This is a genomic window from Bradyrhizobium sp. (assembly GCF_019242285.1).
In the GTDB taxonomy this organism is placed as follows: domain Bacteria; phylum Pseudomonadota; class Alphaproteobacteria; order Rhizobiales; family Xanthobacteraceae; genus Bradyrhizobium.
In genome coordinates, this window is record NZ_JAFAVV010000742.1 from 1 (window position 1) to 11589 (window position 11589).

The 11589-nt window shown below is 64.8% G+C and carries 11 protein-coding genes and 1 pseudogene; 7 read left to right on the forward strand and 5 right to left on the reverse strand.

The window, feature by feature from the left end; translation table 11 throughout:
- The first annotated feature begins 421 nt into the window (after nt 1-421).
- The 3 genes from JOY90_RS30225 (at nt 422) to JOY90_RS30235 (ending at nt 5274) form a co-directional block, all read left to right on the forward strand.
- Nucleotides 422-2581: a malate synthase G gene (locus JOY90_RS30225; protein ID WP_291694761.1), complete on the forward strand. Its 2160-nt coding sequence runs from the start codon at nt 422-424 to the stop codon at nt 2579-2581.
- A 114-nt stretch (nt 2582-2695) separates the two neighbouring features.
- The gene (locus JOY90_RS30230; RefSeq protein WP_291694762.1) at nt 2696-2896 is read left to right on the forward strand and encodes a CsbD family protein; all 201 of its coding nucleotides are present in this window, start codon (nt 2696-2698) and stop codon (nt 2894-2896) included.
- A gap of 284 nt (nt 2897-3180) precedes the next feature.
- Nucleotides 3181-5274 carry a methyl-accepting chemotaxis protein gene (locus JOY90_RS30235; protein WP_291694763.1) on the forward strand — a complete coding sequence of 698 codons (2094 nt, stop codon included), beginning with the start codon at nt 3181-3183 and terminating at the stop codon, nt 5272-5274.
- Between the two features lie 6 nt (nt 5275-5280).
- On the opposite strand, the gene JOY90_RS30240 is transcribed toward JOY90_RS30235, so the two are convergent.
- Both JOY90_RS30240 and JOY90_RS30245 read right to left on the reverse strand, forming a co-directional pair.
- On the reverse strand, nt 5281-5928 hold the full coding sequence (locus JOY90_RS30240) for a DUF2865 domain-containing protein (protein WP_291694764.1): 648 nt from the start codon (nt 5926-5928) through the stop codon (nt 5281-5283).
- A gap of 19 nt (nt 5929-5947) precedes the next feature.
- Nucleotides 5948-6709, reverse strand: coding sequence for a L,D-transpeptidase (locus tag JOY90_RS30245; RefSeq protein WP_291694765.1), 762 nt, complete (start codon nt 6707-6709; stop codon nt 5948-5950).
- Between the two features lie 244 nt (nt 6710-6953).
- On the opposite strand from JOY90_RS30245, the gene JOY90_RS30250 reads away from it, so the two are divergent.
- The 3 genes from JOY90_RS30250 (at nt 6954) to JOY90_RS30260 (ending at nt 9071) form a co-directional block, all read left to right on the forward strand.
- Nucleotides 6954-8069, forward strand: a complete 1116-nt coding sequence (locus JOY90_RS30250; protein ID WP_291694766.1) for an AI-2E family transporter — start codon at nt 6954-6956, stop codon at nt 8067-8069.
- A 125-nt stretch (nt 8070-8194) separates the two neighbouring features.
- Nucleotides 8195-8539 (forward strand): YqjD family protein, encoded by a 345-nt coding sequence (locus tag JOY90_RS30255; protein WP_291694767.1) that lies wholly within the window; start codon nt 8195-8197, stop codon nt 8537-8539.
- A gap of 94 nt (nt 8540-8633) precedes the next feature.
- Nucleotides 8634-9071: a hypothetical protein gene (locus JOY90_RS30260; RefSeq protein WP_291694768.1), complete on the forward strand. Its 438-nt coding sequence runs from the start codon at nt 8634-8636 to the stop codon at nt 9069-9071.
- A 27-nt stretch (nt 9072-9098) separates the two neighbouring features.
- On the opposite strand, the gene JOY90_RS30265 is transcribed toward JOY90_RS30260, so the two are convergent.
- The 3 genes and pseudogenes from JOY90_RS30265 to JOY90_RS30275 all read right to left on the reverse strand — a co-directional run.
- Nucleotides 9099-9518 carry a hypothetical protein gene (locus tag JOY90_RS30265; RefSeq protein ID WP_291694769.1) on the reverse strand — a complete coding sequence of 140 codons (420 nt, stop codon included), beginning with the start codon at nt 9516-9518 and terminating at the stop codon, nt 9099-9101.
- Between the two features lie 1301 nt (nt 9519-10819).
- Complete coding sequence (locus tag JOY90_RS30270; protein WP_291694770.1) at nt 10820-10972, reverse strand: hypothetical protein; 153 nt, start codon at nt 10970-10972, stop codon at nt 10820-10822.
- Nucleotides 10969-11393 (reverse strand): annotated as a pseudogene (locus JOY90_RS30275) (CHAT domain-containing protein); the annotation flags it as partial. The pseudogene JOY90_RS30275 and the gene JOY90_RS30270, both read right to left, overlap by 4 nt.
- Nucleotides 11394-11505: 112 nt before the next feature.
- On the opposite strand from JOY90_RS30275, the gene JOY90_RS40225 reads away from it, so the two are divergent.
- Nucleotides 11506-11589 (forward strand): SWIM zinc finger family protein (locus JOY90_RS40225; RefSeq protein WP_367277011.1); only part of this gene is annotated, 84 nt, incomplete at its 3' end.

The following is an 11589-nucleotide window of genomic DNA, read 5'->3' on the forward strand; positions in this document are numbered from 1 at the left end:
TCTTGGCCGAACCTGTGGTTCCTGCCCCGTGCATTCTTCACGCACGGGGGCCATGGGTGCGGCCTGCACCCGGTCTTCCCTGCGCCCTCTTCGAATCGAGGGCCGCCTCCTCGAACAAACTCGGGTCAATCGTGCCGCGAGAACGCACAGGTGTGTCTCGGCGCCGCAGGGTGGGCAAAGCGGCCTCGCGCTCCAAAGCCTGCCGCGCAAAGGTAAGAGCGTGCCCACCGCTGCGCGCGATGCTGTCGAACGAAGGGCGGGCACGGCGCTTCGCGCCTTTGCTCACCCTACAGGACTTCACCTGTCCATCGCCCAGCCCTTCCTATGCCCCCTTCTTTGGCGCTAAAAGGTCCTGTTGGCGCAACCCGTTGCGGCCTTCCCCGTTACCTCACATCCTGCTCCTTTCGATGAGACGCCCCTGATGACGCGTATCGACGCCCACGGATTGACGATCGCCCCGGTCCTTTTCGATTTCATCGCCAAGGAGGCGGCGCCCAATTCCGGGATCGAGCCCGACGCGTTTTGGGCGGGACTTGCCGCCATTATCCGCGATCTGGCGCCCAGAAACCGCGAGCTGCTCGCCATCCGCGACAATCTGCAGGACAAGATCGATTCCTGGCACCGCACCCACAAGGGCAAGCAGTTCGACATCAACGCCTACACCGCCTTCCTGCGGGAGATCGGTTATCTGCTGCCGGAGCCCGCGACACAGAAGGTCGAGACAGCCGAGGTCGACGAGGAGATCGGCCGGATCTGCGGGCCGCAGCTCGTGGTGCCGCTCACCAATGCGCGTTATGCGCTCAATGCCGCGAACGCGCGCTGGGGCTCGCTCTATGACGCCTTCTACGGCACCGATGCGATCCCGCACGATCCGAGCGAGACGGGGAAGGGCTACAACAAGGCGCGCGGCGCCAAGGTGATCGCGAAAGCCAAGGCGTTCCTCGATGCGGCCGCGCCGCTCGCGGCCGGCAGCCATGCCGATGTCGCCGCCTACGGCATCGCGGGCGGCAAGCTCGCGGCGACGCTGAAGGACGGCAGCACGACGACGCTGAAATCGGGTGACCAGCTTGCCGGCTATCTCGGCGACATCGCGGCGCCGTCCGCGATCCTGCTGGTCAACAACGGCCTGCATATCGAGATCAGGATCGATCGGGAGAATCCGATCGGCAAGGACGATCCGGCCGGTGTCGCCGACATCATCATGGAGGCCGCAGTCTCCACCATCCTCGACATGGAGGACAGCGTCGCCACGGTCGATGCCGAGGACAAGGTGCTGGTCTATCGCAACACGCTGGGGCTGATGAACGGCACGCTGACCGCCGATTTCGACAAGGGCGGCCAGACCATGACGCGCGCGCTGCATCCGGACCGCGTCTACAAGACGGCGGACGGCAAGAGTGTGACCCTGCACGGCCGCAGTCTGCTTCTGATGCGCAATGTCGGCCACCACATGTTCACCGACGCGGTGCTCGATGACAAAGGCGATGAGATCCCCGAGGGCCTGCTCGACGCAGCGGTGTCCGGGCTGCTCGCGATCCACGATCTCAAAGGCGGGAAATTCAGGAACAGCCGCACCGGCTCGGTCTATATCGTCAAGCCGAAGATGCACGGTCCCGACGAGGTCGCGCTCACCTGCGAATTGTTCGCGCGCGTCGAAAAGATGCTGTCGCTGCCGGAAAACACCATGAAGGTCGGCATCATGGACGAGGAGCGGCGCACCACGGTCAACCTCAAGGCCTGCATCCAGAAGGCGTCGAAGCGCATCGTCTTCATCAATACCGGCTTCCTCGACCGCACCGGTGACGAGATCCACACCTCGATGGAAGCGGGAGCGATGATCCGCAAGAACGAGATGAAGGCGCAGCCGTGGATCAAGGCCTACGAGGATTGGAACGTCGACATCGGCCTGACCTGTGGTCTGCCCGGCCATGCGCAGATCGGCAAGGGCATGTGGGCGGCGCCGGACAAGATGGCCGACATGCTGGCGCAGAAGCTCGGTCATCCGCAGGCCGGCGCGACTACCGCCTGGGTGCCCTCGCCGACCGCGGCGACGCTGCACGCGCTGCATTATCACCAGGTCGACGTCAACGCGCGGCAGCAGGAGCTCGCCAAGGGCGGCCCGCGCGCCAAGCTGTCGGACATCCTCACGATTCCGGTGTCGCAGTCGAACTGGGCGCCCGACGACGTGAGGCAGGAGATCGACAACAACTGCCAGGGCATCCTCGGCTATGTCGTGCGCTGGATCGACCAGGGCGTCGGCTGCTCCAAGGTGCCCGACATCCACGACGTCGGGCTGATGGAGGACCGCGCGACCTTGCGCATCTCGAGCCAGCATCTCGCCAACTGGCTGCATCAGGGCGTCGTTTCCGAAAGCCAGGTGATGGAATCGCTGAAGCGGATGGCCGAGGTGGTCGACACGCAGAATGCCGGCGATCCCCTGTACAAGCCGATGGCGCCGGCCTTCGACGGCGTGGCGTTCAAGGCCGCCTGCGATCTCGTGTTCAGGGGCCGCGTGCAGCCGAACGGCTACACCGAGTACATCCTCACCGCGCGCCGCCGGGAGGCCAAGGCTCTGGGTTAGGGCTCTGGGTTAGGGCTCTGGCCTAAGGCGCCGGGCTGATTGCCGCGGGCGAGACGGGGAACGAGCGAACCGCCCGTCCGTTGTTCATCCTCCCCAACTGTGTGGAGGATGGAGATGGACTGGAATCGGATCGAAGGAAACTGGAAGCAGTTCAAGGGCGCCGCCAAGGAGAAATGGGGCAAGCTCACCGACGACGACCTCAACGTGATCGAGGGCCGGCGTGACCAGCTCGAGGGCAAGTTGCAACAGCGCTACGGGCTCGCCAAAGACCAGATCCACAAGGACGTGGACGACTGGTTCAGGACGCTGAAGTAAGGCCGCGCGGTGGCGCACGCAGCAGCAGAGCCCCGGCCACGAGCCGGGGCTCTCGTCTTTGGTGATGCAGGCGACGCAGAGGTTCAGAACACGGCGATCGACTTCAGGAGCGACACGACGCCGAGGATGAGGAGAACATCTTGACGAGCTCAGCGCAGCGGTTCCGATGCGGGAACTGCGACTGGGACGTGAACGGGCCAATCCGTAGTTCTACCAAGGCCGCTCCGGGCGGGTTCTTTACCGTTCTCGTGCCAAATTACCCGCCGTTTCGGGGGAAATCTCTCATGCTCAATCGGTTGACCGTTTCCGCACTGCTCAAGGCGGTGATCTTCGCCACTGCGCTTGTGGTGGTCGCTATGTTCTCGCTTGGCGCCTGGGAGTCCTGGCAGCTCCTGCAAGCCACGAGCCGCATGTCCGCGGTCGCCGACGCCTCGGCCAAGCTGTTCAAGGCGATGCACAACCTGCGAACGGACCGGGCCTACACGGCCCGGGCCTTGAACGGCGAACAACCGATCGACCGCGAGGCGGAGAAATATCTGCGCGACATCCGCGACGACGAGATGCCGGCACTGGCGCGCGCGCTGGAGCTGCTTCCCGATATCGCATTCGGAGAGAAGCAGGCGTTACTTCCCGAGCTTGACCGACTGAACAAGCTCCTGATCACGCAACAGACCGAGTTCTGGAGCAGCGCCACCAAGCCCAAGGCCGGGCGCCGGCTGGAACTGGGCAAGGAGTACATGGATTCGACGCAGTCGATGCTGGCCACGCTCGACAAGACCTCGACGGCGCTGGCTGCGAGCGTCATCCGTCAGGACGCTGTATTCGACCAGTTCCTGGCCATCAAGCAGCTCGCCTGGCTGTTGCGCAACACCGCCGGCGAAGCCTCGCTCACGGTTTCGAACGCACTCAACGCCGGCAGCCTCACGGCAGAACGGCACCTTTACTACATGAAGACCGTCGGTGGCACCGAGGCGGCCTGGAGCGCCGTGCAACTGATGGCATCGGGCACACAATTACCGCCGGCACTCTCGGCGGCCATGGCCGCGGTGAAGACCGCCTATTTCGATCCGCAATATCTCAAGCTGCGCGACGACCTCGCCAATACGCTCCTGGCCGGGCAGAAACCCGACATGACTCCCAACCAGTGGAGCCCGATCACCGTCAGCCGCCTGGCCTCCGCGGTGAAGGTCGCCGAAGCCGCGCTGGAGGCCGCCAAGGCCCACAGCGACGAGCAGCATGGCGCGGCATTTCGCTCGCTCGCGCTCCAGCTCGTCCTGCTCGTAGCCGCGATCGCCGTCGGCTTCGGCGCCATGATGATGATCGGCCGCCGCGTGATCACCCCGCTGCTGACGATTCGCGACGCCATGCTGAAGGTCGCCGGCGGCGACCTCGACGTCACGACCGGCTACGGCGAGCGACAGGACGAGATCGGCGCGCTTGCCGGCGCACTGGAGACGTTCAAGCAGCAGGCCGAGGACAAGATCAGAATCGAGGCGCAAGAGCGCGAGCGCAACACGGGGGCCGCGGCGCGCCAGCGCACCATCGAGTCCTATGTCGCCGCGTTCGAAGGCGCGGTCCGCGGCACCCTTCAGCAGCTCGGCGATGCCTCGGGCCAGATGCGCAAGACCTCCGACGACCTGTCGAATGTCTCGCGCCAGACCAATCAACGCGTCGAGGTTGCCCGCAAGGCTTCCGGTGACGCCTCGAGCAGCGTCGAGAGCGTTGCGGCCGCCGCGGAGGAGCTCAGCGCGTCCATCAACGACATCAGCCAGCAGGCGGCCCACGCCGCCGGCATCGCCAAGCGCGCGGTCGACCAGGCTCGCGACACTGACGGCACCGTGCAGGGGCTGGCGAAATCGGCCGGACGCATCGGCGAGGTGGTCGGCCTGATCAACTCGATCGCGGCGCAGACCAACCTTTTGGCGCTCAACGCCACCATCGAAGCGGCGCGCGCCGGCGAGGCCGGTCGCGGCTTCGCCGTGGTCGCCTCCGAAGTCAAGTCGCTGGCGAGCCAGACCGCGAAAGCCACCGACGAGATCTCCGAGCAGATCGCCGACATCCAGAAGGTCGCAGGCGAAGCGATCGACGCCATCAAGGGCATCGGCGGCATCATCGGCGAGGTCGACGAGGTCGCGACCGCGATCGCGGCAGCGGTGCAGGAGCAGGGCGCCGCGACCCAGGAGATCACGCGTTCGACGCAATTTGCCTCGCAGGGCACCAGGAACGTCTCGGAGAACATCGCCGGCGTCAAGACCGACGCCGATGCTGCGGCGACCGCGGCCGGGAACGTGCAGGAGGCGTCAGAGACGCTGGAGAGCCAGAGCCAGCAGCTCGGCCACCAGGTCAACGATTTCCTGCGCAAGATCCGCGCCGCATGACGAGCCCTATTCCCGGGCGACCACAGGCAGCCGCTCGACGCGGGCCCGGGCCTGCTCCGATATCGGGGAGAAGTTCATCGAGCTGTGCCTGGCCGCATCATGATCGGCGGTCATGAGACCGTTGGCGCCGGCGACGATGTCGCCCTTGCGCAAGGTCGGGTCGCTGTCGGCGGGAATCCGGGCCAGCCCGGCCGGATTCTTGCCATTGCAGGTGCAGCCGGCAACGAGCTCCTTGCGATAGCGAAACGCGTTCGGCAGGTCGGAATAGGACTTGCCGCTCTCGGTCGCAGCATCGTCGATATTGCTGCCATAGACGAGGCTCGTCTCGGTTGCCGGGCAGAAGCTGTGGCAGGAAGCGGCGCGGCTCGCATTGTCGGGTCCGCTGACGGGGAAATAGCGGCCGTCGCAGGAACGCACACACCAGGCCTGGCCGCCGCCGTAGCTGACGCGGATGCGCGGTGCCGGGCGCGGCGTATCGCCGAAGAAGCGCTGTATTGTCTGCTGCGGCGGCGCGGGCGGACGGCCGCCGCCGAACAGCGCGGAAAAGAAATCTTCCGCCCGCGCGGCGGTGGCGAGGCCGGACATGCAGGCCAGCACCGCGATCGAACGGGCCCATCCCCAACCCGATGTCTTCCGCATGATACGCCCTTTCAAACCAACCTGACGCCTAAGCTCAATCGACGGACGACGGCGACGGATTCATCGCCTGCCGCCCGGAGGGCAGCGTCAGGCGCGCGGGACGCGCCTGGGCCGATACCGGCCGTGCGGTGACTGCGCGCTGCGCCTGCAGCGCTGCGTTCTTCGGCAGCACCACGACCCGGCTGCCGACATTGACGCGGTTGAAGAGGTCGGTGACGTCCTCATTGGTCAGGCGGATGCAGCCCGACGACACGAACTTGCCGATCGTGGTGGGATCGTTGGTGCCGTGGATGCGGTATTCGCTCGAGCCGAGATACATCGCCCGCGCGCCCAACGGGTTGCCCGGGCCGCCGGCCATGAAGCGGGGAAGATAGGGCTGGCGCGCCACCATCTCGGCCGGCGGATACCAGTCCGGCCATTCCGCCTTGCGGCTGATGGTCTGGGTGCCCGCCCAGGTGAAGCCCTGCCGCCCCACGCCCACGCCATAGCGGATCGCGCGGCCCTGGCCGAGCACGTAATAGAGCGCGGTGTTTCCGGTATCGATGATGATGGTGCCGGGCGGCTCGGCGGTGCTGAAGCTGACGATGGTCCGTCGCAGCCGGTCGGGCAGCACGCTGTCCTCGTCCTGAGCTGTGGGAGGGACAACAGCGCCTTCCTGATCGCTCGATGCGTAGCCGAGCGCCTGCGCATTCGCGCCAGTCGAAACGAGGCTGCTGCCGATCAGCAGGGTGCCGGCGAACAGGACGGTGCCGGCCGCACGAACGAGCGGCCTCCTGGCGGAATAGATCTGTGTCATGTGCTGCCCCATCGGATGTGCTGCATCACGCGATGCTCTGGGTCACGAACGCGGATGACGGCGGCCCGGTTCCGGGCGCAGTTGCGGCAAACACGCAGCTGTCAAGTTCACCCGATCTCACGTTTCCGCGAGGGAACCGCAACATGTCGGACGGGTTGAGATGGAAACGGAAAGTTCAAACTGCGCAGGGCGCGACGGCGCAGCGCGAGAGTTCGTGCCCGCTCGCGCGGGGGAGAGAGATGCTGTGCGTGTGCTTCCGAGTGAGCGATTGCTTCCCAATTCTCAAGCCGGCGAACCGGTGCCCGACAGCAAAAGCGAGCAGCCGCCGGTCATCCGCCGCGCCGAAGTCGTCGCCATCGCGCTGGTCGGACTCCTGCTCATCGTCGTTGTCGCCGTCCTCTATCTCGCCAAGGCCTTCTTTCTCCCGGTCGTGATGGCCTTCGTGGTTGGCACCATGCTGTCGCCGGCCGCGAGCTTCCTGGAGCGTCGCCGGATTCCGCGCGCTTTGGCGGCGGTGCTGATCGTGACCGCGGTGGGAGCGGGCGCCACTTTCATAGTCGGCCTGATCTCGGCGCCCTTGATGGACTGGAGCACGCGGTTGCCTCAGCTCGCGTCGGAGCTCAAAGACAAGCTCCACGTGTTCGACCGCGCGATCGCGCTCTGGCACGAGCTGCAGCACATGGTCGGCGGCGGCTCCGGCCCGATCGGCTCGTTCGAAATGCCGAAAGTCGACTGGCTGCAACCGACCATCGAGTTCCTTTCGCCGACCTTCACCGAGTTTCTCCTCTTCTTCGCTACGCTGATCCTGTTCATCGCAAGCTGGAGGGATCTGCGTCGGGCGCTGATCATGACCTTCGGCGACCACGAAGCGAGGCTGCGGACGCTGCGCATCCTCAACGAGATCGAGGTGCATCTCGGCAACTATTTGCTGACCGTCACGCTGATCAATTCCGGCGTCGGGATCGCGACCGGCATCGCCTGCGCCGTCACCCACATGCCCAACCCGGCCGGGCTCGGCGCGCTCGCGGCCACGTTGAATTTCGTTCCGATCATCGGCCCCGTCGCCATGTTCGTGATTCTCCTCGTGGTCGGCGTCATTGCGCTGCCGACCCTCGGTGCCGGTGTGATGGCGGCGCTGGCCTTCGTCGGCATCGCCTTCATGGAGGGCCATTTCATCACCCCGACCATCATCGGGCGCAGGTTGGCGTTGAACGCGCTCGCGGTGTTTCTCGCGCTGGCATTCTGGACCTGGCTCTGGGGCCCGATGGGCGGTTTCCTGTCGTCGCCGCTCCTGATCGTCGGGCTCATTCTCAAGGAGCATCTGATGCCCGGCAGCGGACCGCAACTGCCGGCCGATTGATCCCCGCGGGAATGGAACTTCCGTTACGACGGGACGTTTTCTGCGGAACGAATCGGCAAAGTCTCGGGGGCTTTCGATGTCGATGGCCAATGGCGAAACCCAGATGACCCAATGGTGAAACCAAGATGAACAGCACGACGGACGACGTCACCTATGAACGCCTGGAGAAGGATGTCTCAACCGTGAAGAACGATATCGCCGCCCTCACCGACCAGATCAACGACGCGCTCAACACCTTCGCGGGTACCGCCAGAAAGCAGGCGCGGCGCGGCTACAACCAGGCCCGTGCCAATGTCGGCGCGGCGCTGGAGGACGTTTCCACGCGCGGCGGCGCCGTGCTGGAAGCCGCGCAGGATGCCGCGGGCACGATCGAGGAGACGCTGGAGGACGTGATCACGCAGCGTCCGCTCGCGACCGTCGGTCTCGCGCTCGGGCTCGGCTTCCTGATCGGCGTGACTTGGCGGCGATGATTTGGCGGCAATGAGCGCAAGGAAAATCACGAAGATCGAGGCGGCGCCGGATGATCCGGCGCCGTTTGAGCATGGGTCTTGAGAGGGGAATGCGATGTTTCAGCGCATGATCGACGATTTCAGGGCATCGACGGGTGTAGCACTGCGACAGACTACGCTGGCGGCGTTCGCGGCCATCGCCCTGTTCATCACGACGTCGTTCCTGTGCGCAGCGCTGTTCATCGTCGTGTTGAACAAATATGGACCGGTGGAGGCCTGCCTCTCCGGTGCGGCACTGTTCTTCATCGTCGCCCTGATCTCAGCGCTCTCCTATCTCCTGCGGAAGCGCCAAATCGAGCGGCGCGCGGCAGAACGAGCCAAGTCCGCCGCTACGCACAGCCTCCTCGCCGACCCCATGACGGTCGCGACCGGCATCCAGCTCGCCCGCGCCATCGGCGTCAAGCGGCTGATTCCGCTTCTTGCGGTCGGCGGACTGGCGCTCGGACTGCTGGCTGGCCGTAGCCAGGCCGGCGATCAGGCGCCCGCCGAATGAGTCTCGTTTACGGAAAGACGCAGCGCATCAGGTGACGCAGCGTCCCGGCTGAAGCTGCTTGGCGATCTCGCTGAGCACGCTGACCACCGGCTCGCAGGCCATCATGGGCTTGCGCTGCTCCTTGTTGATCACAATCGGGGCAGCAGCCGGAGCCGGCGGCGTCCTGCCGCCACGCGCCTCCTGTGCAGGAACCCTGACCACGACAGACGTCGCGGGCAACCGGTCGACATGGAAGGAAAGCGTGCGGGTCGCTTCGGAAGTCACCACGGCCGGTGCGGCACGGTCGGCCTTGGCCGCCCGATTGACGCCATCCACCGCGTCATGGGACGCGATGGCTGTTGCCGTCAGCAGGCGATGGCTCAACCCTTCGCCCGAGGCGATCTGCACGGCACCGAAGGTGATGCCCACGGCGATCGTGCCGAGTATTCCGTTGCGCGCGTATGGCATGGCCAAAATCCCTCGCCCCATGGCGATCGCGGGTTCAACGTTTAGTCGCGCCAGGAGGTTTCTCGGGTTCGCCGATCACTTAACCGTGTATCAGAATTTGTGTGCCTGTCGGGAACGACTCCCGCCTCCCGGCGTCATTGATGCAGCCGGTTATTCCCCCCTGCCCCATTGACCGGCGACGTAGGGCGCGACTGTGGTGATGCCAGTCGCGCCCTGCTTTTTCTCGCAGAAGTCCAGCGAAGGCAGCCTTTCCGGCCCCCATTTCTAGAAGGCAGATCAGCTTCGGACCTTGCTCGGCAGTCGAAAACTTCCGTGAGCTACGCCTTCGCCGGCTGGGCGGGCTGCTTTTGGAACCCTATCTTCTCGGGACTTGCCACCAACATGTCCCTTAAGGCAATACCACTGTCCCTCATCGTGAATTCGGGCGCACTTGGCGGGTCGATTGATGACCACCCGATGGCTCGATCGACCGATGGATTACGCGAAGCTGAACTTTGGGTATTGCGTTCATGCTTCGGGGCCGATCCGTTTCAGTTGATCTATGGACAAGCTGTGCAAACCCGCAGCGCGAGGAATCAATGCGGGGCTGAGCCCGGCGCCTTCATTTCACCGACGTTAGGATCCCATGCTTCTCGACCGAGGGTTGAGCCATGAGGACCCTCGGCGCGGGCCTACAAAACGACGTGAACCTCAAAAGGCGTGGGAACTCCAAGCTCCGCGCCTTCTTGTTCCAGTCTGTATCGAGGTTGGTCCATGTCAGCTTCCATCGATGTAGCGTGCCTGAAATTTCTTCGTGGATCCCTGCAGGCCATGCCCGTCGTTATTCGGTGTTCGCTTCTCAAACCGGAAGCAAGCGCCACAGACCGGCTGAGGTGGACCGGTCGAGCTCTCCGACTTGTTCATGGCCCAGGGGGTCGTACGGCGACCGACCTGGAGCGCGAGAACGCGCGAGAAGCTGCTGACATCCTTAGAGAGGCGGTCCCTCAGCTCGAAAAAATCCGCGACGGGCATTCCTCTGAGCGGATGCGGCACAAGGCCGATCATTATCTGCGCCGCATTGCGAACGAGATGGTGAGAACGTCACCGTAGCGGCGGCCTTTCGCTCGGTAATCCCCCGCCAGCCTTCGGAGCGCTTCCCGCGATACGTCGAACTCGCACCCCTCGGTCGTCAACAAAGCACCGCCGCTCCATTTCGAGCAGTTCGGCTGCAGCCAACTTGATATTGGGCCGGGGGGACGGCTTCAATAATCGTGCTCCGCGCATCGTACCGGCCTGAGGACGGCGTGTAAGCCGCTTGGCCTTTAGTAATTGACGATTTTCGCGTCGGTTGGCAGAGCCAGATCGGCCGCCCGCGCGGGAGCGACGATCAGAGAGCCAGTGAGGGCGGTGACAATGCTGAGAATCATGCCGAACCGGCGGCTGCGCGCCGGAAACGTATCCGCCGGTGCCCTCATCTCGCGGCTCCCTCTCCGATGATGGAAAACGGCCCCCAGAATCCCGGATAAGCATTCAGTGGGCTTGACTTGTCGTTCATGTAGGTCACCATCGCGTTGCGCCGCGGCCAAGCTTCGGATCGGCCTCCAGGATCGCGAAGGTCGAGGTGGTGAGCCGAGTCGCGGCCTCCGATGCAATCGACCCGTACGAGACCAGAAGCGCGCGTGCTCCCGGATAAAAGAAGGCTCGCGCGAGGCCCGACAGCGCTTCCGCTCCTGGCTTGTCGGCGACTGCCGTGTTGCAGGCCGACAGCAACACCCAATCGGCCCTGAGCTTGAGTTGCGCAACCTCGCTTGCGGTCAACAGCCCGTCGTCAAGCTCGCTCGGCTGCTTCGGCTGGGTAAGCGCGAGCGATGGCTCGGCAAGTCCTTCACGCTCACCTTGAGCAGATCGACCGACCGGCTGGCGCTGACGTTCTTGGAACTGATCAGCGCCACCGCGGGTCACCACACAAGTGGCGCCAGCGAATGCGAGGGTGGCATAGTCAGCGAATGTGGTCCATTCGGGGCGTATTCTCGCCAAGGCGCGCTGCACCTGCCCGGCCGCAACGCTCTGCCGGCACAAGGTTGCCGTCGTG

Bases quoted from the DNA above. Each gene is read 5' to 3' on its own strand.
- JOY90_RS30235 (WP_291694763.1), top strand. From the start codon at position 3,181: ATGCTCAATCGGTTGACCGTTTCCGCACTGCTCAAGGCGGTGATCTTC.
- JOY90_RS30245 (WP_291694765.1), bottom strand. From the start codon at position 6,709: ATGACACAGATCTATTCCGCCAGGAGGCCGCTCGTTCGTGCGGCCGGC.
- JOY90_RS30225 (WP_291694761.1), top strand. From the start codon at position 422: ATGACGCGTATCGACGCCCACGGATTGACGATCGCCCCGGTCCTTTTC.
- JOY90_RS30265 (WP_291694769.1), bottom strand. From the start codon at position 9,518: ATGCCATACGCGCGCAACGGAATACTCGGCACGATCGCCGTGGGCATC.
- JOY90_RS30255 (WP_291694767.1), top strand. From the start codon at position 8,195: ATGAACAGCACGACGGACGACGTCACCTATGAACGCCTGGAGAAGGAT.
- JOY90_RS30230 (WP_291694762.1), top strand. From the start codon at position 2,696: ATGGACTGGAATCGGATCGAAGGAAACTGGAAGCAGTTCAAGGGCGCC.
- JOY90_RS30260 (WP_291694768.1), top strand. From the start codon at position 8,634: ATGTTTCAGCGCATGATCGACGATTTCAGGGCATCGACGGGTGTAGCA.
- JOY90_RS30270 (WP_291694770.1), bottom strand. From the start codon at position 10,972: ATGAGGGCACCGGCGGATACGTTTCCGGCGCGCAGCCGCCGGTTCGGC.